Genomic DNA, 26196 nt, shown 5'->3' with positions numbered 1-26196 from the left:
TTATAATTTCCGCCTTCAATCTCTAAAATGCTATATCAATCAACAAACTAAACTTTCGTTTTTGCACAATCTATTACACTTAACCCCGCGTTAAAAATTGATGCCATCACTTTACTTACCAGCTTCGCTGCGAACTACTCACTTTGTAACGATTATTAAATAAAATGGCCAGCACAATTTCGTGGCTGCCATTACTAACCGTGCGCAGGTTGGAACTGGTAAAGTCGTAGGCATACCCTACATTGATAACCGAATTTATATTGATACCTACCATGGCGGATTTTGAATCATTATGCCGGTACGAACCGCCTACCCATAATTTATTACTAAACGCCAGTTTTAAGTTGATATCATAGCTTAACGGTGCCGGGTTAACCATCTTAACTAAAAAAGCCGGGAGTAATGTAATGTCTTCGTCCAAAAAAACCTTCATACCGCCGGTAATAAAATAGTGCGGCACTGTTTTTCCCTGATTATAAACAGAGGCATCACCGAAAGTAATAGTTTGCTTTAGTAGCTGCTGCACTGATGCACCTACATAATAATTACCCGAGTAAGCCCACACACCTACACCAACATCAGGTTTAAACTGACTGGCATTACCATTGGTAATTGCAGGGTCGTTGGGGTTTTCGAGCGTTACCTGGCTTAAATCAAGGCTTATACGGTTCACTCCGGCCATTACGCCAACCGACAAATTAAGCTTAGGCGTTAAACCCAAATGGTAAGCGTAGGTACCCGCAACAGAGGTTTGGGTGATAGGCCCTGCCCTATCGCTTATAGCCATCATACCTATACCATGATGAGGCTCGGCAGCCATGTAGTTACGTGTATACGAACGACTCAGCGGATTATCGGATCCGCTGGACATACTCATGGGATCACCCTCAGTAAAATTCAAACCTATAGGTGCATTTACAGATACATAGCTGGTAACCGGCGCCCCCTCCAAACCTGTCCACTGGCTGCGGTAACCCGCCCTGAAATCAGTATAATTTTCGATGCCAGACACCGCTGGATTAAGCAAATAGTTATTAAACACATATTGCGTATACTGCGGGCGTTGCTGGGCAGATAGATTGTACACGCTGATCATGAAAAATAGCACACTCAACAACCAAACTCTCATCTTATGCATTATCTGATAATGGTTACCGAACCCGATAGAGCCTGTCTGCCATTTTTCGGATTAATAATATAATAGTAAACGCCTTCTGGTAAATCCCGGCCGTTGTAACGCCCATCCCATGGTACTGGATAGCCAATAGAGTAATAAACGCGGTCGCCGTTGCGATTAAACACCTCTACCGTAGCATTTACATAAGTATTCAGGTTAGAGATGTTCCAGGTATCATTCACCCCGTCGCCGTTGGGCGTAAAGGTATTATAAACTATAGGTTGCTGTAAAACACTCACAGCAAACACAGCAGATGCTGAACAGCCATTGGATGATGATACGGTAAGCGTATACTGGGTATCAGTTTGCGGACTTGCCACCGGGCTCATGATATGCGTATTGCTTAACCCCGCAGCCGGCGACCATGTGTAAGTTAATGTGCTTCCGTCTAAAGAAACCGCGAGCGGATCAAGCGTTATCTGCCCTCCGGAAAGTATAAGTGCACTACGCTTCCCGGTGATGAGCGGCACAGCGTTGACCTTGATGTTTACAGTATCTGAAGCTTCGCACCCCCCTGCATCACTCATAAATTTATAGACGATTTGATGATTACCCGGCCCGGCTTTTTTAGGATCGAGAACGCCGGTACTGGTAACACCGCCCCCGCTAAACACACCCTGACCAGTAAAGCCGTGTGTATCTACTGCAATTTGCACAGGTATATCATTTTGGCAAAGGGTAGCCGGTGCAGATAACGTAACCAACGGATTAGCATAAACCCGCACTGTTTTATCATAAACGGCAGTACAACTTAAACTACTGCCCGAGTAAACCACAATTTTGATATGATAATCTGCATATCCTATGGTATTATTTAAACCATAGTTGTGTGTAAAAATTTTATCAGTTGGTATGGGTAGATGGTTACGATCATAAGTAACTACCGAAGTAGGCTTACGATCATAGTCATAATAAATATCGTAACGGGTGATGTTGCCGGGGTTAACCGTAGACTGATCGGCTATGGTAAGTGCATCACTGCTGCATATCTGATCGGGTATATTAAATTTAGCTATAGGGAAAGACCCGTTCAAAAAGAAACTTTGAGTAGTGGTGCTTACACAACCATAAACAGAAGTTACCGTTAAAGTAACCTGATACGTACCCGCCGCATTGTAATGATGTACACCATCTTTGGTAGTTGATATGTTTCCATCACCAAAATTCCATAAATAAGTAAACAAGCTTTGCGTACCATCAGCTATTGTACTGGTGTTAATGAATTTAATATTGTCTAATACGCAAGCATCAGGCAGTACAAAGTTAGCCTGCGGCAATTCATGTATTACTACAGGCAAAGTAAATATGTTACTTGTACAGCCTGAGCTATTAGTTACTTGTAAGGTAACATTGTATGTTCCGGCTGTGGCATATTGGTGCGTAAACGGGGTGTTGCTGGTAAGCGTTGCGACAGCACTGCCATCCCCAAAATTCCACGTCCATTGACTAAGGCTACCCTCGTTGGCTACAGAAAGATCGGTAAAGGTGATATCTTTACCAGCACAATCAGGTGTAGATATTTTAAAGGATGCTGTTGGATTACGACTAACGTGTACCGTTTGCTGCGCTGTAGCCGAACAGCCATTTTCATTAACTACCGTCAGCTTAACGGTATAATTTCCGGCTTGTGTAAAAGTATGTGTTGGATTTTGGATGTTGGCCGTATTAGGATTGCCTGCCGTGCTGTTGGTACCATCTCCAAAGTCCCAAATCCATTGCACTATATTGGCACCTGAAGGGTTCGAGCTATCTGTAAATTGAACGCTGCTTCCTGCACAATTATTCGCGGCAGTGGTAAAACTTGAAACCGGATAATCAAGTATATTAAAATTAAAGTTGATAATTCTGTCTGCGCTGCAGTCATTATTGCTAACGACAGGCAATGTTACTGTTGCACTTGCCTGATAAGCACCTACTGCATAACTAACCTTTCTGAAAAAACGATAAGTATATAGAATAGTGCTGTCACTTAATGTGTCGGTTTTTATTGGCGTTAGAAAAGGGCTCGGTGTCGCCGCAGTCCCGTCGCCTGGATCCCAAACAATCTTGGTTGGCCTATAAGGCACCTTAAGCTGCAAATCATATTGCGTACCCGTGCAACCATTTAGCCGGGTACCAGTGGAGCTGCTGGCATCGCCCAAGCTTATATACTCATTCAAATCACGAAGATTCGTTCCTGCCGCAAAACCATATGATTCTGCTCTACCAAAACCGTAAACCACAGCGTTGAAACTATCAGAAGCCGCTATTGTATGAGAACCGAACGGCATTTGTATTTGTGCATATACATAAGGCGTTCCTGCAATAGGAAGAAAATTTGCAGCCCCATATAAATTACCGTCGATTGTGAATGATGCAGCAGCAGCGGCTGATATAACGACATTTAGATAACTAACCTTTATATTGGGATTACTGTAGGGCGACGAATAGAAAGTAATTTTATTGAGCCCCTGTTCAATTGGCGGTAAAAATATCATTTCTGGGTCGCCTACCGATTCTGAAAAAACGGTATTGTTGTAGCCGTTACTTTGTGTTACCGCGTATTGAGCAACTTGAATAGGCTTATCAGACGAAATGATATTGTTTGCATTTGAGCCGTTTGGTGTTTCAAATTCATAAAAACCTATATCACCTGTGGTTTGCGTTGGATTAACAGAAATACCGTTTACTTTTACCTTAGCAGATAGATCGCTATATATAATACGAAAAACATCATATGACCTACCCTTTAACGGAGCCGTTACAAAGTTTTTACCCCATACTGCAGTTGGGTAGACCTGCTGAAATAAATTGTCAGATGATGTATTTGTTGTAGATTGCCCTATTCGCATACGACTACTTCCCGAAAAAACAGCGATTTTTTTACATGCAGCCGTAGCCGTAGAGATTGAAACTATACGAGTACCGGTTAAATCTTCACTTGCTGCTGCCTGATAAACATCACCCTTTTGTAAGTTAATTTCGAAAGGTATTCCCTTAGCATGAGTAATTATATTGGTGTTACCAACGCGATTTACGATGTCTTTTGTAGGCGTGATGCGTACTGTAGTTTCATCTTCGGTAGCAATAACAGCAAAAGTAGAGAATGCCGGATTGTTAAAAGTTGCGTTTGATAATTGAGTGTAATTAATGGAAAAATAATTTTTATTGAGCGCATTTACCGGCAGTAGCAATGTTGCACCGGAAACACTTTGAAAATATATGTGCGCATATACAGCAATAGGAAGTGCCGAAGTAATGTGTATTCCCTTTTTGCTTGCTAAGACCTCACTGCTACCCAAATATCCAATGGTGGGTATATTGATCGGTGTATAAGCTGTATTAGCGTTAACTGTACCTGAAGCAATTGGAGTTCCGTCTGCAAACTCGACATTAAACGTTGTAGTTACATCTGAGGTTATATATAAACTCATTTGGCTACCATTCGGGCCTGCACCATCATTATGTGACATATATGCTGTCCAAAACTCAGTACCCTTACTCGTTTGGGCATAGCCGCTCTGCCATCCGCAAAACCAAAAAAAAGTCAGCAAGGCGCAAAAGAGAAATTTTCTCACACTTCAATAGTATTAACGGAGTAATCAGGCTCGCTCAGGCTATTTATTATTTGGCAAAGCGTTTCTAAAAATACATAAATATTTAAATTAAAAAATATTAAACAGATTTAACACTTAACTGTATAGCTGCGGATTATGACGCGGTGAACACTCAATTGGGTTGCCAATTACCTTTATAAACATCAACAAACTTTCCTATCGTGTCAGCTATTTATCTTTTAATATCATAAAGCCTGACTGAAACTTTATAGATTTTAACACCGTAGAAAAGCGCATAAACTCAGTAGAAAATTCCATCACCTGAGTCGGCAAATTGTGTAGATTTGCAACCCCTTAATTAAACTATTAATCGATTAAACTCAACTGAGCGCTTTGAGTATACGGCGCTTTTTTATTGATGAACTTACGTCCTTCTGCATTTTTAACAGACCGCCAGATTAAACGAGGCTTAAATCTGGTGATGGCCGATGGTATGACCTCCGAAGCGATGGTGGTGTTTACCAGCGGCACTTTTTTAACAGCTATGGCGGTTAACATGGGCGCTACCAACTTTCAGTTGGGTTTGTTTGCCGCGCTGCCTACATTTACCACTGTTTTTCAGCTATTTTCTATCTGGATGGTACAACGGTTTAACAACCGGAGGGCCATAACCGCATTGTTTAACTTTTTGGCCCGCCTGCCCATCCTGGCTATCGGTATTATCCCCTTCGTGTTTACCCGGGGTACCAGCATACAGGTGTTGCTGTTGATGCTATTTTTTCAGCACGTGTTTGGCGACATTGCCGGTGCCAGCTGGAACTCATGGATTAAAGATTTAGTACCCGGTACACAATTGGGTAGCTTTTTTTCGCGCCGCAGCCGTATAGCGCAGGTTTTAAATGTTAGTCTGAGCCTGGCCACCGCTTTTGGCATTGATTACGTAAAGCTTCACTATCCGCAACAGGAAATACTCACTTATCACTTGCTGTTTTTAATTGGCGGCATGCTGGGTATGGCCAGTGTAGCATTTTTACTGCGCACGCCCGAGCCGCAATCACTGCCCATGGATGACAAGTTGCTTACCTTATTTGGCAAGCCGCTTAAAAACAAAAATTTCAAGAACCTGCTTATATTTAACTCGTTTTGGGCTTTTGCACTTAACCTGGCTACCCCTTTCTTTTCGGTGTTTATGCTGAAGACGATTGGTTTGCCGTTGTCATACATTATCGGTCTGGGTATTTTAGGGCAAATCAGCGGTATATTATCTTTAAAACTGTGGGGCAATTACTCTGATTGGTTTAGCAACAAAACGCTCATTAGCATTTGTGCACCATTATATATTGCCTGCATACTGGCCTTTGCTTTCGTGGGGATGCCTGCATCAACATCAATAGCAGTGGTTATGCTGGCTGCTATACACATCATCAGCGGCGCAGCTACAGCCGGAATTAACTTAGCCTTGAGTAATATTGGCTTTAAACTGGCGCCTAAGCAGGAGGCCATCGTTTACATTTCTACTAAAAACATGTTTGTAGCCTTTTTTTCTACCATTGCGCCGATGCTTGGCGGACTAATGGCAGATTATTTTGCCACGCACCCTTTTAGCTGGAATATGCAATTTAACGCCGCCGGCGATGTAAGTAACATAACGTTAATTAACCTGCAAGGCTGGAATTACTTCTTTATTATAGGCGGCTTACTGGCCCTAACCTCTCTACGCTACCTCGGTAAAATTAAAGAAGAAGGCGAAGTGGAGCGCGAAAAAGTGGTTAACCATATGCATGTCAGCTTTCGCAAAAGGCTTCGTACTAATCTGGGGCGCGAGGTTACTAATGGCATTTATCACCCACGCACTACTGTTAAACGTAAAGTTGTTAAAATGGTAAGGCACCGCAAGCAACAACGCGAAGAATTAAAAAACATAGCCTAATAAAAAATGCCACCCGGATTACCAGGTGGCATTTTTTGTTATCATGGGCCATTATTGCTTCGCGGCAAAAATATCGCCTTTATTCCATTCCGGGCGTACCGGGTTGTTAGCTACCAGGTAACCTATTAAAAAGTTTAACCTGGCGTATTTGGCACCGGCATCAAAATCAAACATACCGTTAATGTCATCCTGCGGTTTGTGATAGTATTTTGCGCGCCATACGGCCACTGTCTCGTTCAGGTTATTTTTACCATCGGGTGTGCGGCTGCCGTATTTGATGTGCAAGGCGGGTATTCCTTGTTTAACAAAACTGTACTGGTCGCTACGCACAAAACGGTTTTCTTTAGGCTCTGGGTCAGGCTCAACGGTTAAATCCAGATAAGCAGCGGCCTCGTCTACTACCTTAGCCAGCGATGAATGCTCGGCTCCTAATGCTGTAACAGAAAGCAATGGAGCAATAATGGTTGGCATGTCGGTGTTTACGTCGGCTACAATATTTTTTACAGGCACCGTTGGGTTCACCGCAAAATAGCCTGAACCTAACTCGCCTAACTCCTCGCCGGTTACGGCAACAAACAGTACCGAGCGTTTAGGCTTAACTTTTACATGCGAGTATATATTGGCAATCTGCAGCATACTGGCTACGCCCGACGCATTATCATGTGCACCATTGTAAAGCGAATCACCTTCTACCGGGCGGCCAATACCCAAATGGTCTAAGTGAGCGCTGTGTACCACGTATTCGTTTTTCAACTTTGCATCGCTGCCGGTAACCTTGCCTACTACATTAAAGCTGTTTATATCCTGCCAGGTACTGGTATACCTACCTTTCAGCGTATAACCTAAATCAGCCGACTGTACGGTTCCGTTTTTGAGGGCAGCCACGGTTGCATCAATTTCTTTACCGCCACCCTGCAAAAACTGTTTAGATACGGCGTAGCTCAGGGTAGCTACCATTTTAATTTGTGTAGAATAAAAACTACCCGAAACTGATACCTTACCCTGATTGTCCAGCACACTGTACGACGGGCGGTTCATATTGTTAATCATGCGGCGGGTACTGTCTGACGAGGCGAACAGCACGGCTATGGCACCATGAGCCGCAGCATTTTTTTGCAGCGTTACCATGTCCATGCTATGCGAGGCCACAGACGACGGAAAGCTTTTGGGCGCTCCCCTAACAATCAGCACCGCCTTCCCTTTTACATCTATGCCTTTATAATCGTCATAATTTTGCTCAGTGTTAGTGATTCCGCAACCTACAAATGCCACAGGTGCGTTCACACTGCCAGTGCTCTCGGCTGGGTTAGGTATAACAGTTACCTCTTTACCATAAGCCAAAATGCTACCTGAAGTACCTTTAGTTAATATTACTTCCGGATTAGGGCCGATAAAGGCTTTGCGTAATTTTACCTGTTGCAGCCAGCCACCGGCTTCTCCGGCGGGCTGTACGCCATAGGCTTTCATTCTGCTTATTACATAATCCGCTGCCATTTGGTAACCTTCGGTACCTGGTTGGCGCCCTTTCAGTTTATCATCGGCCAGGTAAGTAATGTCTGCTTTAAGTTGAGCCGGGCTGGCCTGCTCCATGGCTTGCGCCACCTCTTTATTTACAGTAGCCTTTTGCGCCTGGGCAATATTTACCATTAAACCCAGGCTTATGCCGGCGGTAAACAGATAATTTGTTGTTTTCATAAACTAAGTAGTACAATGATGCTAAAATTATACTTTTATCTTTAACAATACACTCGATCTGCTTTCATCATTAATATTTTACAACGCACACTAAAATTAGTTGACACATCAACTTTATTTTTTAGATTTACAGTGTGGAAAGATGTAGTATTAATAAAGATTTGCTGCTGTTTAAGATCTTCAACATTCACAAAATAATTTGTAACAAAGCCAATAAATTATTTTCTAAAGATGGAGTAAACATTCAGTTTGAGCAGATACCAGTATTGATGGTGGCTTATTATCATGGCCCGGTATCTCAGCAGGATATTGCCGACGAGATTGTACGTGATAAATCGTCTGTGTTGAGAACGATAGCTTCGCTGGAAAGCTCGGGATTTTTAAAGGTAAAACCTGATGTTACAGATAAACGGAAGAAGCTCATCAGTATCACCGATACAGGAGCAGATTTAGCAAAAAAGATAGCCGGCGAAGCAGATGCTATAGACAACCAGATGTTCACTAACCTGTCAGTAGCCGAAAAATTAATACTTACAGAACTATTGGAAAAATGCTCAACCCATCTGCAAGCTATAACCTGATAACGCCAATCATTAGTTGACATATCAACATGTTTAAACATCTACTTAAACTCAATAATATTAACTGATAACCTATTACATTAAACTTTGCTGCAATAGCAATCATGAAAACCTACATAATTATATTCAGCCTGTTATGCTTGCTCTGTTTGGAAGGGAATGCTCAATTGGTGCCACCTGGCAATCAAACTTACAGCTTTACCCTGCAAGATTGCATTAACTATGCGTACGAGCACCAGGACACTGTACTTAATGCTGCCCTGGATGTAAAGAGCACAGAATATCGCATCAAAGAAATTATCGGAAGTGGTTTGCCTCAGATCAATGCGGGTGCTACCTTTCAGGATTATTTAAAGCTGCCGTCTACCCTGGTAGATATCAGCGCATTTTCTAACGGACAGGTGCCGCCCGGAACTTTGGCACCATTCAAATTTGGTGTAAAATATCAATCTAATTTAACGCTTGATATTAACCAGATTATTTTTGACGGAAGCTTTTTAGTTGGCTTAAAAGCCCGAAGCACCTACCGCGAGTTGTCGCAACGCAACTATAAACGCAGCAAGATTGATGCAAATGTAAACGTAACCAAAGCTTACTATCAGGTTTTGGTAAGCGATGAGCAGGTAAGGCTGCTTGACGCCAACCTGGCCCAACTAAAGCAGCAATTAGATCAAACCACGGCTCAAAACAAACAAGGTTTTGTAGAAAAAATAGACGTTGACCGTTTAGCTTACCAATACAATGCTTTACAAACACAGCGCGAAAATATTATACGCTTACTGGTGCTAAACTATCAATTGCTCAAATTTCAGATGGGTATGCCCATAGGCGAAAACCTGGCATTGAAAGACAAATTGGCTGACGTAAAACTGGAGGAGAATACCGCCGATTTGAACACAGACAGCACCTTTTATAAAAACCGTATTGAATACAACTTATTTGAATCGCAGGTTAAGTTAAACGGCTTTGATGTAAAACGTCGCAAAGCGCTATTCTTACCGTCACTTAATGCCTTTGGTAACGCTACCTCGTCTTATCAAAATAACACCTTTGGCGGCTTGTACGGCAATTACTTTCCGGCCAGCTATGTAGGCTTGCGTCTTACAGTGCCGGTGTTTAACGGCGGCCAAAGAGTGGCACAATTACGGCAAACACAAATTACGCTGCAAAAATCGCAAAACGACCTATACCGTTTAAAAGATGCTTTAAACCTGCAAGCCAGCCGTGCCCGGATAATGTTTTTTAACGGCTTACAAACTTTAAACAGCCAGCGCCGCAATCAGGATTTAGCCCGCGAGGTACTGCGGGTAACCAAAATTAAGTATCAGCAAGGCGTAGGTTCCAGCATTGAGGTAACCCAGGCACAAACCGCTTTAGAAGATGCCGACAACAAATACATACAAGGCCTTTACGATGCCCTGGTGAGCAAAGTTGAACTGGATAAAGCATACGGACGCATTCAATAATAACTGAACCTTAAGAATATAACCACATGAAAAAACTGATATACATACCTGCACTGGCTTTATTGGCTGCCTGCAGTAATAAACCTAAAGATAAGGCTGCAGAGTTGGCTGAACTTAAAAAACAGCAAGCCGAACTCAACGCCAAGGTAACCTCACTTGAGGCGCAGATAGGCTCGAAAACCGACAGTGGTAAAGTTACTGACGTAAGCATATTGGAAGTTAAGCCCACCAGCTTTGCCAACTACATACAATTGCAGGGCAAAATTGATGCTGAGGATAACGTTACGGCATATCCGCAATCGCCGGGCACTATAACCGCTATTTATGCCAAGGCAGGCCAGCACGTAAAGCGCGGACAGTTACTGGTGCAGTTAGATAATGCGGTGTTAAAGCAAACTATTGCCCAGGCCGAAGCCCAGGCATCATTAAGCCGCACATTATTTCAGCGTCAAAAAAACCTGTGGGACCAAAAAATAGGCACCGAGGTACAGTTTTTACAGGCTCAAACCGCTTTACAAACGGCCGAAAAGCAGGTAGCCGCTTTACGTCAGCAATCCAACCTTTATCGTATTGTGTCTCCAATCAGCGGCACCATCGATCAGATGGATCTGAAATTGGGCCAGGCTGCGCAACCGGGCACTACAGGCATACGCATTGTTAATGCCGATAATTTAAAGGTTAAGGCCGACGTACCTGAGTCTTATGCCGGCAGTGTAAACACGGGCAATACCGTTAAAATTTTAATACCCGATGCCAGCGATTCATTAACTACCCGCATCAGCTTTGCAGCAAAGGCTATCGACCCAACCTCACGCAGTTTTGCAGTTGAAGTAAAACTGCCCGTTCGCAGCACCCTACGCCCTAACATGACCGCCATTTTAAAAATTGCCGATTATTCGAAATCCGATGCTATTGTTATCCCGGTTAAAGCCATTCAACGGTCGGAAGACGGCGATTATGTTTATATTAATAACGGTGGTACGGCTAAAAAAGTAGTCATTAAAACCGGTAAAACTTATGCTGGGCAAACCGAGGTATTATCGGGTATTAAAGCCGGCGACCAGCTGGTAACTGAAGGCGCCTCTGATATTGAAGACGGCGATAAGATTAAAGTGTCTTAAAGCAGAGTCTATTTAATTAAAAAACACTGATCTGTAATTCATTATGAAAGATCTGAAAAAAGAATTTGGCCCCTCAAGCTGGGCCATTGATAATAAAACGGCGGTATACGTACTCATGATTTTGATTACGGTACTGGGCCTCATCAGCTACAATAACCTGCCGAAAGAAAATTTTCCGGACATTGCCGTTCCTAAGATTTTCATCACCACAAGGTTTATTGGCCAGTCGCCTCAGAATATAGAAAACCTTGTAACCCGGCAACTCGAAAAACAATTAAAGTCGCTCAAGGGGTTAAAAAAAGTAACCTCTAACTCTGTACAGAATGCCTCAATTATTACTGCAGAATTTAACGCTAACGTAGAGGTTAAAGACGCCAAAGTAGAGGTTAAAGATGCTGTTGATAAAGCTAAAGACGACCTGCCTAAAAATGACAACAACTTTCAGGAGCCTGTTATATCAGACATCAATGTGGCCGATTTACCCATTTTGTACGTAAACCTTTCGGGCGATTATGATTTAAAAAAGCTGAAAGAATACGCCGATATTTTGAAGGATGAAATTGAAAGCTTTAAAGAAATATCGAGGGTTGATGAGATTGGCGCCTTAACGCCCGAAATACAGGTGAATGTAGATATCAATAAAATGAGCTCCGCTCAGCTTACCTTTAATGATATTATACAGGCTATCGGCAACGAGAATATTCTGGCCTCGGTAGGTACTATTAAAACTGATGGTGTAAGGCGAAGCATTGACATTAAAAAAGACTTTAAAAATGCCGATGAGGTTGGCGATATGTTTATTCGCAATCCTAAAGGCCAGGCCATATACCTGCGCGACATAGCCGAAGTAAAAGACTCCTTTTTGGAGCAGGAAAGCTATGCCCGCCTTAAAACGCCCGAAAGCGATAAGTTTAAAAATGTAATCACCCTCAATGTTAGTAAACGGTCGGGCGAGAACCTTATTGAAGCATCAGATAAAATTAACGCGCTGATTAAAGAAAAACAAAAAACGGTTTTCCCGAAAGGCTTAAACGTTACCGTTACTGGCGACCAGTCTGATAAAACGCGCGTAACCCTTAACGATTTAATTAACACCATCATTATCGGCTTTATACTGGTAACCGTTATTTTGATGTTTTTTATGGGAACCACCAACGCCATCTTTGTGGCCTTATCGGTTCCGCTATCATGTTTCATTGCCTTTTTGGTGATGCCCTGGATTGGGTTTACACTCAACATGATCGTACTCTTCTCGTTCTTACTGGCCTTGGGCATTGTAGTAGATGATGCAATTGTGGTAATCGAGAATACCCACCGTATTTTTGATAACGGCCGTGTGCCTATTAAAGAAGCTGCCAAAATAGCTGCGGGCGAAGTATTTTTACCTGTATTTTCGGGTACCATGACTACCCTGGCTCCCTTCGTTCCGTTGGCATTCTGGAATAGTATCATCGGTAAATTCATGTTCTTTTTACCTATTACGCTCATCATTACCCTGCTGGCATCGTTAGTAGTAGCATACATTATGAACCCCGTGTTTGCGGTTGATTTTATGAAACCACATGTTGACGGGGAGCATGACCATCCAAAATTTGATAAAGGCACGCGTAAAACCACTTTTATTTTGGGCGGCATTACTGTAATTCTTTACCTGATGACCTTACTGCCTGCCGACAGTGCCTTACATATCTCGGTATTACTGCCTAACCTGATGGTGCTGTTTATTGTGCTATATCTGCTTAACCATTTTGTTTTGCTCAAGGTGATTGACCGGTTCCAGAAAAATGCTTGGCCGCGCTTTCAAAACTGGTATGCCAAGTGGCTGGAGCGGGCAGTTAAACGCCCGGTTACGGTGCTGCTGGGCACCTTTGGCTTGTTTGTACTGGCTATTATCTTAAATATAGTTTTAGGCAAAACACCGGAATTTTTCCCGTCGGGCGACCCGAACTTTGCCTACGTTTACATTACCATGCCCATTGGCACAGACCAGGCCGCTACCAATAATATTACAAAGAAGATTGAACAAAAGGTAGCACGGGTAGTAGAGCCTGATAAAGATATTGTATCTTCCATCATATCTAATGTAACTAAAAGTGTAACCGACCCGCAAGACGAAGACCAAGGCGAGTATCAAAATAAAGGTAAGGTGACTGTAGCCTTCGTAGAGTTTGGTAAACGTAATGGTAAAGACACCAAAACCATTTTAAAAAACATCCGCAGCGCCGTACAGGGCTACCCCGGTGCGCAGGTTTCGGTAGCGCAGGAGAGCAGCGGTCCGCCAGTGCAAAAAGATATCAGTATCGAAATTATTGGCGATAACCTGGATACGCTGGTTAAAACCAGCAACCGCTTAAAAGCCTATTTAGCTAAGCAAAACATTGCCGGCATCGAAAACCTGGTGGCCGACGTACAAAGCGACAAGCCCGAAATTCTTTTTGATATTGACCGCAACCGTGCAAATCGCGAAGGAATATCAACCGGACAGATCACTCAAAACCTGGTTACCGGTATATTGGGATGGAAAGCAGCCGATTTTAGAAATACTAAAGAAGACGACTACCAGATTAAGGTAAGGGCGCTTGAGCAACAACGCGGCAGTATTGATGACATCCGCAACATGAAGATTACCTACCGGGATCTGGCTACCGGCGGCGCCATCAGGCAGGTGCCTATATCGGCTTTTTCAGATATACGTTACACCAATACTTATAGTAACATCAAACGCAAGCAACAACGCAGGGTATTAACTTTAGGCTCTAACGTAATTAAGCCCTATAATGCTAATGACGTAAATGCCAGCATACTTCAGGCCATCCGCAATTTCAAAAAACCGGACAACGTAATTATCCGCCAGGGCGGTGGCCAGGAAGACCAGATGGAAGCCGTAACTTTCCTGGGCGGGGCGTTGGCTACCTCGTTCGGGTTGATTTTGATTATTTTGATGATTCAATTTAACTCGATAGGTAAAACGCTGATTATCATTAGTGAGATTTTCTTTAGTATCATTGGCGTATTGCTGGGTGTAAGCATTTTCGGCATGACGATGGCCATCGTAATGACCGGGGTGGGTATTATTGCTCTGGCCGGTGTGGTGGTACGTAACGGCATTTTATTAGTTGAGTTTACCGATTTGTTAATAGAACAGGGTGCTAACCCGCATGATGCCGTGGTTGAAGCGGGCCATACCCGGATGACACCGGTACTACTTACTGCCACTGCCGCTATATTAGGGTTAATACCGCTGGCCGTTGGCTTTAATATAGATTTTGTGGGTTTGTTTACACACCTGGAACCACACATTCATTTTGGTGGTGACAACGTTGCCTTTTGGGGACCATTAGCCTGGACCATGATTTTCGGCTTAGGCTTTGCCACCATTATTACATTGATTGTGGTGCCTTGTATGTACCTGATCAGGATAAGACTTAAAGAACGTTTATTTAAAAAGAAAACCGAACCTGTTAAACAGGCAGAATTGGATGCCGTGCATTAATTGAACTAATTATTCTATTTACACTAAAAGCTGCATTTTGCAGCTTTTAGTGTTTTATATGCTTTACAAACCGGCGTGTTGCTTTTTAAACTGGCTATACTGCTGCCGGTATTCATTATTGACAGAAGGCACAACTTTAAACTCCTGAAACATCCCGGCCAGCTTTAATAAGTTTATGGCAGAGGCAGGCACCCGTCCTGCAGGTAAATCAATTACATCAGCAATTTCATCACCCATCAAAAAGCGCATTAGCTGCACCGTTTCTTTAGCGCCAATCCTTCCCTTAGTAAGATTTGCCCCTGTAATATAATCTGTCAGCGACTTAGTTAAAGCTCTTCCTTCCTCGGATGGCTTTATCTGTCTGCAACTTATAGTTTGTTCTAAATCAATCGCCTGCTGCCCATCCACGGGTAATAATTTTTGATCGACACCTAACAAGTGGCCAATCACGTTCCATAAATGCATAAAAGCTTGTTGGTCTGCGTAGCTCACTGCAATGTCCAACTTCCGTAGCCCTCTAATAACCAGCAACGAGAACGACAAGTTAGTACCTGCCATGTCTTCCTGGTTTACAGGCTGCCCCCAAGCCGCTTGCCAATGGCTGCTTTTAAGCGTATAGTAACGCGCCATAGCGTGCATCATCCTAACTTTTATGATGGTAGCAAAGCCTTGCCCCTCGGGTGCGAACGCATCCGGCGACATGACCTGCCATACAAATTCGCCAGTTTCGCGCAGGCGTTTGCCCACATCATTCCGTAGCCTCTCAGAATGATACAATACCTTAGCGCCATCTGCTGCGGCATAACAGTAAGGCAACGACAGCAAACCCAACATATTCATGATTAAAGCGGCATACCGGGCAAAAAAAGCAGCCCCTGTTTGCATTTGCTTTAAATTAGCCCATTCCGGTAATTGTGCAGCATTACAAAGTAAAGATTCATTTTGCAGCAATTCGGGTAGTTTCAAAAGCTGCTCATTATCATTCAGATCAGTCAGGAAATGGCGTAATACTAACTTACCTTCTTCGCTGCTAAAACATCGCTCCAGCAAGTCATCGGCGGCAGTATCTGTTTGCTCACGCATTGCCGATAAAAAATCATCCGTATATCTGACTAACGTTGTATTCATTTTTCAAAAATCTTATAAAACACACAGGCAAAACCGTAATGGTTTTGCCTGCACTAATATATTGATTAGGCTATTAGCCTAAAACAGTCCACCTAAACCCTTGCCACCTGTTAATGAGCCCAGTATACCGTCGAGCGATAAGCTGCTATCATTAGGGTCATTGGTTTTTTTGGCAAACTTTTGCAAAATGCCAGGTAAAGCTGCCGCTATAGCAGTTGCTGCTGCTGGTGGTAAGCCAAATTTATTAGCCAAGTTGGTTACTAAACCGCCGCTCATATCGGTAGCTGTTGAGTTGCTGCCACCGCCCGCTAACGAAGATAACCAATCGCCGATACCACCGCCAGAACTTACGGCCTGATTTTTTACCTGGTTTTCTACATGGCTTGCAATCTCCTGTTCAATCGCGCTGCTTTTATCTTGCGGCAAAGCGGCTTGAGCTTCAGGGTTATTATTTAGTTGCTCTTTTACAATTCCTAATATCTGATCAAACATGGCTGTAATGTATTTAAAAGTGTGTTTTTTCTGTTCCTAAAAAACCTGTATCGGTTAATTACTTTTCTTTAAAGTGTATAAGCCATAATTTGTTTTTACAAAATAGCACTTGCTAACAACAACATGCATTAACTTATAACCACAAGTATATCAATACTTTTTTATCATTTTTTTTAAAACCTTATGAAGTGAATAAACTTTTAATAGGTACTGTCTTGAACAATAACAAGCAGCTGTTTTAATCAATAGTTACAACATATATTTTATGCCAAACTGGAATATCTTTGCCGATGAAAACACCCCTAAAGACCGCGAGGGGCAGGACACCAACCTTACCACTATACCGGTAATGCAGGAAGATTTACAGGTTGACAAACAACTGATTGAAAGCGGCAAAGTAAATGTATCAAAACGTGTGGTTGATGAGGATGTTACCGTTGATGTTCCGGTAGCACACGAAGAAGTTACAGTAGAGAAAAAAGCCATTAACCAATACGTTGATACGCCGCCACCAGCGGTTAGACAAGACGGTGACACCACTATTATATCCGTATTAAAAGAAGTATTAGTGGTTGAAAAACGGTTGATGCTGGTTGAAGAAGTACACATCACTAAAAAACGTACGGAAACATCCAACCCTACTCAGGAAAAATTACGCCGCGAAGAAGTTATTGTAAGTCGTACAACCAATCTTTAAAGAACTTTTCCTTATCCATCTATCATAAACAAATTATTAATTTATTTAAAAACAGAAAAACATGTCACACACTGTAGTAGGCGTTTTTAGCTATACCAGCGAAGCGCAAGAAGCGAAGGATTATTTAGTGAATAATGGATTTAACAGCGCCGACATTGATATTGCTACCGGCGACGGCGTTACACAAGATCACGAAGAAGATTTTGGCGACCGCGTAAGCAATTTTTTTAGTAACTTGTTTGGAGGCGATGATGATGATACGCGCAACAAATATACAGAGGCAGGTCGTAAGGGCACGATTGTTACTGTGCATGCCCGCAACTCGGACGAGGCTCAGCGCGCCGCCGAAGTTTTAGACAATTACGGTGCAAATGATGTAGACAGCAATTATGCTGATACCACTGCCGGCACCACCAACTTTGGTGGCACTGACAATTATAACGAAAACCGATTAACCGATAATACCAATACACTGGTTGACCGCGATATGGCGGAAAACAACCTTGATAACCGGTTGATTAACGATGAAGACGACAACGTAGGTTATAAAAACATAGACCTGCCACCGGGAACCATCCCAATTCTTCAGGAAGATATGCAGGTAAGTAAACGCGAAGAAGAGACCGGTGGAGTACGCTTACGCAGCCGCATAGTGGAACGCCCGGTTGAAGAAAACATCCGTTTGCGCCAGGAACATGTTAATGTTGAGCGCATTCCTGTAGACCGCCCGGCCACCGATGCAGACTTTAATAATTTTAAAGAAGGTGACTTTGAAATAAAAGAGCACAACGAAGTGCCAGTAGTAAACAAAGACGCTCGTGTGGTTGAAGAGGTAAAACTGGATAAAGAAGTATCGGAACGTGAAGAAACCGTGCGCGGCAATGTGCGCAGCACTGAGGTAAATACCGAAAATTTAAATAATACCACTAACAACCCGGTATACCGCTCGGATAGCGATAAAAGCTATAATGATTACAAAGACAATGTGTAAACACTTTTAGTAAAAAACAAACAACAGCCATTCTTTGTAATGGCTGTTGTTTGTTATAAGCATTTTTAACACTTAACAATTTACCTATGGCAGAGATTAATGTTAGACCTAAAAATAAATCGCCCTGGTGGCTATGGCTGCTGCTTATTTTAATTGTAGGTGGCCTGGCTTTTTACTTTTTACGCGGTGGCGGTAATAACGCCGGTTTAGGCAGCAGTGCAAGCGATACTACCAGCAGCGTTGCTACAGATACCACTATATCTACTTCAACTACTGACAGCGTGCGCGATAGTTTATCCCATTAATTAACATTTAAAAAGAAACAGTATGGCTTACGATAATGACAATGAGCAACCCCGCCTGCAAGAACTGGGCGGCAGCGACTACGAGATTGTAGACGGACAGTACAACATTAAAGGCTGGGAAGTAAAAAATGAGCAAAACCAGGTTATTGGCGACGTTACAGAATTGTTGTTTGACCCGATATCGCAAAGGGTAAGATACATGATTGTAGATACCGACGCTAATGATCTTCGGCTGAACGCACGCAAGATACTAATCCCGATAGGCTTGGCAGAGTTGCATGAAAAGGACGATGATGTAATTGTACCTAATGTTACCGCCAGCCAAATTCAGGACTTGCCCGACTATACCGGCCTACCTGTGGATACCGAAGCAGAAAGGTTAATTGTAGATACTTTTGATCGGCCATACAATACCACGGTTACCACACCAGTTGCCACCGAAGAAGTAGCGGCTCCTGCAGGTCAAAATTTTTATGAGCATCAGCAGTTTAACCAAAACAGGTTATATAACCGCCGTACACCGGTTACTGATGCACAGGTAACTCCGGCTCCTGTTCATCCCGGCCATACCATCATCAAAGAGTATAATAACGAACCGCTGACAGATAATACAACAGTTGCCGAGCAAGATACAACATACCATGGTACGCCGGCTACTCAAAACAGCACGGCAGCCATTGAGCAAGCAGCAATTGGCGGAACTACATTAGTACCCGACAATACTGCACACAACAAACCGGTATCAACATCACCCTTCGAAACTTTTAAAGAAGGGAATATGGAGATTACCGAACACCGTGAAGTGCCTGTAGTAAGCAAGCAAGCCCGTGTGGTTGAAGAAGTGAACGTAAACCGCAGTGTTGATGAGCGCGAAGAAACCGTTCGTGATACGGTACGTAACACTGAAGTGAACACTGATCGGATTGAGCAGCATAAAGATCGCAACGATCCGCTGATATAATTCCGCCTCCATATTCAAACAAGAGGCGCTTACCCCATAAGGGTAAGCGCCTCTTGTTTGATATCACACTGGTGATTTATTTGATATCCAACGGTAAAAAGAAACCGAATGTAATGTTTCGCCCTGGGTTATAAACGCCTAAGGCTGGATCAGTTTGGCTGAGTCTACCTGGCTTTAAGCGGCTAAGTGCATCATAGTAACGCTTATCAGTCAGGTTATTTCCGGACACGTAAACTTTAAGATGCTGACGGCCTATTTTAAACGTTGTACCTACACCCGCGTTAAGCAGGGTGTAAGAACTGGTTGGGGTTTCGAAAGTTGCATCAATACGGCTTTGCCTAAAATAGTTATTGACACCGGCGTAAACATAAAACGAATTAAGCCCTTTAATTTTTGGCTCAAACCGTAAGGTATTATTTAAAGTACCTGCCGGGATAAACGCCAGCGGCCTGTCTAAACTGATATTTTGAGCGTGGGTATAACCAAACGTATTTTCGAAGTGAATAAACGATACCGGGTGCAAAGTTAAGTTAGCCTCTGCTCCGTACAAATTAGCATTAACTTGTCCGTAACGATAAACAGGATAATTTACCAGCGTTTCTTCGGGTACTACAATGGTTTCATTGTTGTTGTTAGAAGCGTAGATGTAATTGTGTATATAATTTTCGTACACGCCTACGCTGCCTGTAAACAAGCCTGAGCCAAACTCGAGGGTAGCATCAGCCTGGTAGCTGCGCTCGGGGCTTAGGTTTCCATTACCCACTTCATATCTGAAAGTTCCTTCGTGTACACCGTTTGAACCTAACTCGGCCGGGTTTGGCGCCCTAAAGGCAGAACCTGCGTTAGCTTTAAAATTCAGGTTATCATTAAATACATGGGTATAGCCCAAAGCGCCGCTCAAGCTATTAAAATTATTGTTAAACCCGGTAAACTTCTGCTCGCCATCTTCAATCAATTGCTTGCCTTTGTTCTGAATATAATCATACCGCAACCCGGCGCTTACACTGTTGGCACCGTAAGTTTTTTTCACGAAAGCAAATACACCGGTTGCGTAAGCATTGTACTCAGGTATTAATTTTTCTTCGGCTTTATTTACACTATGCCCAATGCTTCCGCTTAAACCAATAACCGGCTCCCAGCCGTTTTTAGCAGGTAAAGAATATTTAGCATCTAACGAGTAAGTATTTAGGTCGAAAAATAAAGACGGTACAGCACTATCTTCCAGCTCGCGGCGTTGATTTTTTTGATAGCCTAAATCTAATTTCAGCGAGCCTTCGCCTAAAACAAAATTATTGTTCAGGGCTATTTTATAATGGCGGATATCTTGTCTTGGGTAATCGAGCGTTCTTGAATGCTCGTTAGTGTATAAGTCTTCTGGTGTTTCGGGGTCAAAAAAGCCGATATTATTTTTGTAGTATGATACATTTAAATGCGAATAACCCCAGCTTTTATTTAAGCCTACCATACCGCTTAAGTTGGTATTATTAAACCCGCTATTAGGGAAATAACCACTTGGTGTTTTAAAAGAGTAAGCACTTTGGTAAGAGCTTCTGCCGCGCCAAACAAAACCATTTTCATTACCGGTTAACATAACCGACGAGCCTGTTAAACCATTATTGGTAGAATAGTTAGATAATAACTCACCTTTTATTTTGCCAGGCGCAGGTGCCAAAGGTTCAACCAGGTTAATTACACCGCCAATAGCATCCGATCCATACTGCAAAGAAGCTGCTCCGCGCAGCACCTCTACCCGGTCTGCCTGGTACTGATCAAGCTCTATACCGTGTTCATCGCCCCACTGCTGGCCTTGTTGTTTTACCCCATCGCTCAGGGTTACCACACGGTTATAGCCCAATCCTCTGATCACCGGTTTAGAGATGCCCGGCCCGGTAGTAATTTGGCTTACACCAGGTACCTGCTTAGCCAAAGCGTCGATCAGGTTAGTGTACGATCCTTGTAAGTCTTCTTTAGACACTACGCTGGCCGATGTGCTGTTATATTTACTGGTAGCCGTAACCAGTGTACCGGTAACCACTACCTCGCGGGCTTCTACAATACTGGGTATTAAACTAAAACTAAGCGATGAAGGAGATGATAAATCTACCGTTTTAACCATAGTTTGGTAGCCTATGTAACGTACCTCAACTACATAGCGGCCACGAGCCGGCAAAGTGTTAAAAGTAAACTGCCCATTGGCATCTGTACTGGTGCTAATTCTTAACTGAGGCAGGGTAATGGTTGCGCCAATAATAGGCTCGTTGGTTTTGGAGTCGGTAACTTTACCGGTAAATGCAGCAACGGCCGCATAGATATATGCAGGTAACATAAGCAGCAACAAACTGCCTAATACTTTCATTTTCATGATGATAGGGTAAATTAAATTATAATTTATTGAACACAGTAATACAGCAATAGCTGGTGCTACTACTTATGCAAACAGTAAATTACAGGCTGGCGGCCCCCTATTACCGGCCAGCAGCACCTTAATACTCTGATATATTACAGCACAGGCCATAGGAGCATACGAACTGCTTACCGACCAGAAATAAAAATGATGTTGTTGAAGAAACAACTGAACATGCCCGTGCTGAACGCAAATAGGACATTTATCTTCGGTTGTTTTAGATGGATGCTTTTGAGAATAATGCTTGGCCGACTGAGCATCGGTTTGGTGCGTGTGCGCAAATACAATCACCTGCCCTGCAACAAATGTCAGCAGCAGCAATAATGAGGTCAGTATTTTTGCAATACGCTTATTCAAAATATAACTTGCCGCAAATATATCTCTTTCATAGCTTCATTTATCAAAATAACACAGATATAACGCCTTTATTACATTATTAATGCTAAACACCTTGTTACTATAAAAATTAATTAAGAGGTTCGGGCTTTACAAACCAATTGCGCCTACTGCTGTAATACTTGATGTATGTCGGCATCAAAAACACCCATTTACACCGCTCTTGGAGCTAATCTTTTAATTGCCATCACTAAACTGGCAGCAGCACTTTTTACAGGTAGCTCGGCTATGGTGTCCGAAGGTATACATTCGCTGGTAGATACCAGCAACGAAGTACTGTTACTGTTAGGGATCAAAAAAAGCCAAAAGCCGGCCGACGAACACCGGCCCTTTGGCTATGGCCGTGAGTTGTATTTTTGGTCGTTTGTAGTGTCGCTGTTATTTTTTGCACTGGGTGGAGGTTTTTCGATCTACGAGGGAGTTGAACATTTAATCAATCCCGAAGAGGTCACTAACCCGGTTTGGAATTATGCCGTGTTAGGTATTGCTTTAATATTTGATGGCATCTCATTCGTCACTGCACTTAAAGAATTTACCCGTCAGCGCGGAGACACTCCTTTTTGGCAGGCCGTGCGCGAAAGTAAAGATCCGCCTACTTTTGTGGTATTGTTTGAAGATGCTGCCGATGTGATCGGCATCCTTATTGCATTTACAGGCATATTACTTGGCCAGTTGTTGCATAACCCATACATCGATGGCATTGCCTCCATCATGATTGGTTTACTACTTACGGCGGTGGCTATACTATTAGTGCGCGAAAGCCGCAGCCTGTTAATGGGCGAAACACCCATGCCCGACGAATTAAAAAAGGTAATTGGCTTAGCCGAAAATCATGCTGCCGTTAATAAAGTAGTACATCACCTTTCCACCTTCCTGGCTCCGGAAGAAGTGATTTTGGTGTTAAGAGTAAACTTTAAAGCAAATACAGATAATCAGCAAATTATTACAGCTATCGAAAACATCCGGGCGTCCATCCAGCAAGCCTATCCTCATTATAAGCAGCTTTTTATAGAGCCGGTGAGTGCGGTTTAAACGTGCAGATGTGCAAATGAAAAAAAATAATTAATTGAACGATCCCTAATTATTAATACCTCAATCTGTTCTAAATTCATTTAAACTGGCAACATTAAAAACATCAATTAAATGAATCGTTTCAATGTGCACATCTGCATATTTGCACATCTGCACATTAAAACCATATCAATATTCGCTTCAATATCAGCATTTAACATTATTTTTTTCTTTTATTTAAAAGAATTTTATCTGTACCTTTGCAGTCCCAATTAATTGGGAAAAGGAGACAATTTATTTAATGGCAAAAAAACAAGAAGCAGAAAAAGAATTAAAATCTAAACAAGCTGAACTGGAGACAGTTGGAGCTGGTAAAGAGAGAGAAAACATTGAGTCAGAAGCTGATTCAATTTCTATTGATGAAATCAAATCTAAAATTGCAGCTAACCAGGACGAATTTGACTGGGATGCTGACGAGAAAAAATTTGGTAACTACAGCGACTCTGATCGTGAGAAATTTGAAAAAATGTACGATGGTACATTCAATTCAATTAATCAAGGTGAAATCATCACCGGTACTGTAGTAAACATCAATAACAAAGACGTGGTATTAAACATCGGCTTTAAATCTGATGGTATGGTGTCATTGTCTGAATTCCGTGATACACCTGATCTGAAAATCGGTGATGTTGTTGACGTGTTTGTTGAGTCGCAAGAAGATGCTAACGGCCAGTTAGTTCTTTCTCGCAAACGTGCTAAAACACAAAAATCATGGGAGCGCATTAATGATGCATTAACTAACGATGAAATCATCACCGGTTTTGTGAAAAGCCGTACCAAAGGTGGTTTGATTGTAGATATAATGGGCGTTGAAGCCTTCTTACCTGGTTCACAAATCGATATCAAGCCTATCCGCGATTACGATGTGTACGTAGGTAAAACTATGGAGTTCAAAGTTGTTAAAATCAACCACGAGTTTAAAAACGTAGTGGTATCGCACAAAGTGCTGATTGAGGACGACTTAGAAAACCAAAAAATTGAAATTGTTGCCCGCCTTGAAAAAGGTCAGGTATTGGAAGGTACCGTTAAAAATATTACTGACTTCGGTGTATTCATCGACTTGGGTGGTGTTGACGGCTTACTGCACATTACTGACATCTCTTGGGGCCGTATCGAGCATCCGCGTGAAGTATTGGCACTGGATCAGAAAATCAACGTGGTTGTTCTGGACTTTGATGACGAGAAAAAACGTATTGCTCTGGGCTTAAAACAATTAACTCCTCACCCTTGGCAAAGCCTTGACGAATCAATTCAGGTTGGTTCAAGAGTTAAAGGTAAAATTGTTACAGTGGCTGATTATGGCGCATTCCTTGAAATCACGCCTGGTGTTGAAGGCTTGATCCACGTATCAGAAATGTCATGGTCACAAAACCTGCGCAACCCTCAGGAATTCCTGAAAGTTGGTGACGAAGTTGAAGCACAAGTTTTAACTTTAGACCGCGAAGAGCGCAAAATGTCATTAGGTATTAAACAATTAACGCCTGATCCATGGCAAAATGCTGGCGAGAAATACGCTGTTGGTACTCAGCACGTAGCCACCGTTAAAAACATGACCAACTTTGGTGTGTTTGTTGAGCTGGAAGACGGAATTGATGGTTTAATTCACATCTCTGACCTTTCTTGGTCTAAAAAAGTTAATCACCCTAACGAGTTTACTAAAGTAGGCGAGAAATTAGACGTGGTTGTTTTAGAGTTGGACATTGAGAACCGCAAACTGAGCTTAGGCCACAAACAACTGGAAGAGAACCCTTGGGATACTTTCGAAACCATCTTCACTGTTGACTCGATCCATGAAGGTACTGTGTTGAAAGTAACTGACAAAGGTGCGGTTGTAGCTTTACCTTACGGTGTTGAAGGCTTTGCGCCAACCAAACACTTGGTAAAAGAAGACGGTAAATCTTTAAAAGCTGAAGATACTGCTGAATTCAAAATCATTGAGTTTGGTAAAGACAACAAACGTATTGTTATCTCTCACTCACGTATTTGGGAAGACCAACGCGCTGAAGCAAGAGTAACTGACTTTGAAAACCGTAAAAAAGAAGCGAAAGCTGCTAACAATGCGGTTAAAAAAGTAAAAGAGTCTGTTGAGAAATCAACCCTGGGCGACTTAAGCGTTCTGGCTCAATTGAAAGAGCAAATGGAAGGTGCTGAAAACAAAGCACGTAACAGCTCTAACAACGAGGATTCAAAATAAGTTATTAAATAAATCCCCTTTTATAAAGCTCCGGTCATTTTGACCGGAGCTTTTTTATTGAAGTTTTTTTCTGCTGTTTTTGGGTTATTTGTCAATACTTAATGAATTCTCTTACTGCGATATTCTGGGTGATTTTATGACCACCAATGATGCAACTTTGTTTTTTCTCTCCTTAATTCGGTGATGTTAGTTAATTCAGTGCTGTTGTTACTCTATGTAGTGCCTTGTGAGGACAGGTAAAGTAATTTTACCACGGCCTGTGGATGTACTTTCTTTTTTATACAAAAAAGAAAGGTACCAAAGAAAAAACTTACGGCCACGTTCTGTTGCTATTTTGTGCAGTGCTTTTACTCCAGTCAGTGCTACCCGCAACAGCCCTGATGCCGCGAAAAAAGAAGGTGGTAAGCTTGTGCTATATAAGACGAACGTAAAACCAAGCTCAAATTACTGATTTAAGAAAGAGTAAAAAGCTGAACAACATCTTCACTTAAACAAAAGTACTGACGGAAGTTCAACTTAAAAACCGGCATCAGCCTGTGCGGCAACCACAAGCTTGAA

At 42.5% G+C, this 26196-nt stretch carries 18 protein-coding genes; 11 read left to right on the top strand and 7 right to left on the bottom strand.

All coding sequences use genetic code 11. The features are described from left to right. Positions 1-115: 115 nt before the first annotated feature. Together AAGR14_RS05690 and AAGR14_RS05685 are read right to left on the bottom strand one after the other, a co-directional pair. The gene (locus AAGR14_RS05690) at positions 116-1138 is read right to left on the bottom strand and encodes a type IX secretion system membrane protein PorP/SprF (RefSeq protein ID WP_342647629.1); all 1023 of its coding nucleotides are present in this window, start codon (positions 1136-1138) and stop codon (positions 116-118) included. Further along, positions 1138-4590 (bottom strand): PKD domain-containing protein, encoded by a 3453-nt coding sequence (locus tag AAGR14_RS05685; protein ID WP_342647628.1) that lies wholly within the window; start codon positions 4588-4590, stop codon positions 1138-1140. Before AAGR14_RS05685 ends, AAGR14_RS05690 begins: the two co-directional genes overlap by 1 nt. Positions 4591-5131: 541 nt before the next feature. Between AAGR14_RS05685 and AAGR14_RS05680 the strand changes: the two genes are divergently transcribed. After that, complete coding sequence (locus tag AAGR14_RS05680; protein WP_342647627.1) at positions 5132-6643, top strand: MFS transporter; 1512 nt, start codon at positions 5132-5134, stop codon at positions 6641-6643. 51 nt (positions 6644-6694) lie between these two features. Here the strand turns inward: AAGR14_RS05680 and AAGR14_RS05675 are convergent, their stop codons facing one another. Beyond that, positions 6695-8338, bottom strand: a complete 1644-nt coding sequence (locus tag AAGR14_RS05675) for a M28 family peptidase (protein WP_342647626.1) — start codon at positions 8336-8338, stop codon at positions 6695-6697. A 134-nt stretch (positions 8339-8472) separates the two neighbouring features. Here AAGR14_RS05675 and AAGR14_RS05670 point away from each other — a divergent pair, with 134 nt between their 5' ends. From AAGR14_RS05670 to AAGR14_RS05655, 4 genes are all read left to right on the top strand, one after another. Continuing rightward, positions 8473-8919 (top strand): MarR family transcriptional regulator, encoded by a 447-nt coding sequence (locus tag AAGR14_RS05670; protein ID WP_342647625.1) that lies wholly within the window; start codon positions 8473-8475, stop codon positions 8917-8919. Positions 8920-9023: 104 nt separating this feature from the next. After that, positions 9024-10385, top strand: a complete 1362-nt coding sequence (locus AAGR14_RS05665) for a TolC family protein (protein WP_342647624.1) — start codon at positions 9024-9026, stop codon at positions 10383-10385. A gap of 26 nt (positions 10386-10411) precedes the next feature. Then, positions 10412-11506 (top strand): efflux RND transporter periplasmic adaptor subunit, encoded by a 1095-nt coding sequence (locus AAGR14_RS05660; protein WP_342647623.1) that lies wholly within the window; start codon positions 10412-10414, stop codon positions 11504-11506. A gap of 43 nt (positions 11507-11549) precedes the next feature. Beyond that, positions 11550-14999: an efflux RND transporter permease subunit gene (locus AAGR14_RS05655; protein WP_342647622.1), complete on the top strand. Its 3450-nt coding sequence runs from the start codon at positions 11550-11552 to the stop codon at positions 14997-14999. A 63-nt stretch (positions 15000-15062) separates the two neighbouring features. Here AAGR14_RS05655 and AAGR14_RS05650 read toward each other — a convergent pair whose 3' ends face one another. Continuing rightward, the gene (locus AAGR14_RS05650; protein WP_342647621.1) at positions 15063-16127 is read right to left on the bottom strand and encodes an oxygenase MpaB family protein; all 1065 of its coding nucleotides are present in this window, start codon (positions 16125-16127) and stop codon (positions 15063-15065) included. A gap of 78 nt (positions 16128-16205) precedes the next feature. After that, positions 16206-16619 carry a hypothetical protein gene (locus tag AAGR14_RS05645; protein ID WP_342647620.1) on the bottom strand — a complete coding sequence of 138 codons (414 nt, stop codon included), beginning with the start codon at positions 16617-16619 and terminating at the stop codon, positions 16206-16208. 265 nt (positions 16620-16884) lie between these two features. Between AAGR14_RS05645 and AAGR14_RS05640 the strand changes: the two genes are divergently transcribed. The 4 genes from AAGR14_RS05640 (at position 16885) to AAGR14_RS05625 (ending at position 19573) form a co-directional block, all read left to right on the top strand. Then, entirely contained in the window at positions 16885-17316 is a 432-nt protein-coding gene (locus tag AAGR14_RS05640; RefSeq protein WP_342647619.1) for a YsnF/AvaK domain-containing protein, read from the top strand. 61 nt (positions 17317-17377) lie between these two features. Further along, a complete protein-coding gene (locus AAGR14_RS05635) occupies positions 17378-18307 on the top strand; it encodes a YsnF/AvaK domain-containing protein (RefSeq protein ID WP_342647618.1) in 930 nt (309 codons plus the stop codon). An 86-nt stretch (positions 18308-18393) separates the two neighbouring features. After that, positions 18394-18612 (top strand): hypothetical protein, encoded by a 219-nt coding sequence (locus AAGR14_RS05630; protein ID WP_342647617.1) that lies wholly within the window; start codon positions 18394-18396, stop codon positions 18610-18612. 22 nt (positions 18613-18634) lie between these two features. Next, on the top strand, positions 18635-19573 hold the full coding sequence (locus AAGR14_RS05625; protein ID WP_342647616.1) for a DUF2382 domain-containing protein: 939 nt from the start codon (positions 18635-18637) through the stop codon (positions 19571-19573). Between the two features lie 76 nt (positions 19574-19649). Here AAGR14_RS05625 and AAGR14_RS05620 read toward each other — a convergent pair whose 3' ends face one another. Further along, the gene (locus AAGR14_RS05620; RefSeq protein ID WP_342647615.1) at positions 19650-21935 is read right to left on the bottom strand and encodes a TonB-dependent receptor; all 2286 of its coding nucleotides are present in this window, start codon (positions 21933-21935) and stop codon (positions 19650-19652) included. A gap of 66 nt (positions 21936-22001) precedes the next feature. Continuing rightward, on the bottom strand, positions 22002-22334 hold the full coding sequence (locus AAGR14_RS05615) for a hypothetical protein (RefSeq protein WP_342647614.1): 333 nt from the start codon (positions 22332-22334) through the stop codon (positions 22002-22004). Between the two features lie 168 nt (positions 22335-22502). Between AAGR14_RS05615 and AAGR14_RS05610 the strand changes: the two genes are divergently transcribed. Both AAGR14_RS05610 and rpsA read left to right on the top strand, forming a co-directional pair. Continuing rightward, on the top strand, positions 22503-23405 hold the full coding sequence (locus tag AAGR14_RS05610) for a cation diffusion facilitator family transporter (protein ID WP_342647613.1): 903 nt from the start codon (positions 22503-22505) through the stop codon (positions 23403-23405). 280 nt (positions 23406-23685) lie between these two features. After that, entirely contained in the window at positions 23686-25638 is a 1953-nt protein-coding gene (rpsA, locus tag AAGR14_RS05605) for a 30S ribosomal protein S1 (RefSeq protein ID WP_342647612.1), read from the top strand. Positions 25639-26196: the final 558 nt, after the last annotated feature.

Source organism: Mucilaginibacter sp. CSA2-8R, from assembly GCF_038806765.1.
GTDB lineage: Bacteria > Bacteroidota > Bacteroidia > Sphingobacteriales > Sphingobacteriaceae > Mucilaginibacter.
Note: the sequence above shows the minus strand (reverse complement) of the source record. Positions and strands in the feature narration are given on the sequence as shown.

What these genes read in the sequence shown, in the direction of transcription:
- AAGR14_RS05690 (WP_342647629.1), bottom strand. Translation starts at nt 1,138, where the DNA reads ATGCATAAGATGAGAGTTTGGTTGTTGAGTGTGCTATTTTTCATGATC.
- AAGR14_RS05685 (WP_342647628.1), bottom strand. Translation starts at nt 4,590, where the DNA reads ATGAGTTTATATATAACCTCAGATGTAACTACAACGTTTAATGTCGAG.
- AAGR14_RS05680 (WP_342647627.1), top strand. Translation starts at nt 5,132, where the DNA reads ATGAACTTACGTCCTTCTGCATTTTTAACAGACCGCCAGATTAAACGA.
- AAGR14_RS05675 (WP_342647626.1), bottom strand. Translation starts at nt 8,338, where the DNA reads ATGAAAACAACAAATTATCTGTTTACCGCCGGCATAAGCCTGGGTTTA.
- AAGR14_RS05665 (WP_342647624.1), top strand. Translation starts at nt 9,024, where the DNA reads ATGAAAACCTACATAATTATATTCAGCCTGTTATGCTTGCTCTGTTTG.
- AAGR14_RS05660 (WP_342647623.1), top strand. Translation starts at nt 10,412, where the DNA reads ATGAAAAAACTGATATACATACCTGCACTGGCTTTATTGGCTGCCTGC.
- AAGR14_RS05655 (WP_342647622.1), top strand. Translation starts at nt 11,550, where the DNA reads ATGAAAGATCTGAAAAAAGAATTTGGCCCCTCAAGCTGGGCCATTGAT.
- AAGR14_RS05650 (WP_342647621.1), bottom strand. Translation starts at nt 16,127, where the DNA reads ATGAATACAACGTTAGTCAGATATACGGATGATTTTTTATCGGCAATG.
- AAGR14_RS05645 (WP_342647620.1), bottom strand. Translation starts at nt 16,619, where the DNA reads ATGTTTGATCAGATATTAGGAATTGTAAAAGAGCAACTAAATAATAAC.
- AAGR14_RS05640 (WP_342647619.1), top strand. Translation starts at nt 16,885, where the DNA reads ATGCCAAACTGGAATATCTTTGCCGATGAAAACACCCCTAAAGACCGC.
- AAGR14_RS05635 (WP_342647618.1), top strand. Translation starts at nt 17,378, where the DNA reads ATGTCACACACTGTAGTAGGCGTTTTTAGCTATACCAGCGAAGCGCAA.
- AAGR14_RS05630 (WP_342647617.1), top strand. Translation starts at nt 18,394, where the DNA reads ATGGCAGAGATTAATGTTAGACCTAAAAATAAATCGCCCTGGTGGCTA.
- AAGR14_RS05625 (WP_342647616.1), top strand. Translation starts at nt 18,635, where the DNA reads ATGGCTTACGATAATGACAATGAGCAACCCCGCCTGCAAGAACTGGGC.
- AAGR14_RS05620 (WP_342647615.1), bottom strand. Translation starts at nt 21,935, where the DNA reads ATGAAAATGAAAGTATTAGGCAGTTTGTTGCTGCTTATGTTACCTGCA.
- AAGR14_RS05610 (WP_342647613.1), top strand. Translation starts at nt 22,503, where the DNA reads ATGTCGGCATCAAAAACACCCATTTACACCGCTCTTGGAGCTAATCTT.
- rpsA (WP_342647612.1), top strand. Translation starts at nt 23,686, where the DNA reads ATGGCAAAAAAACAAGAAGCAGAAAAAGAATTAAAATCTAAACAAGCT.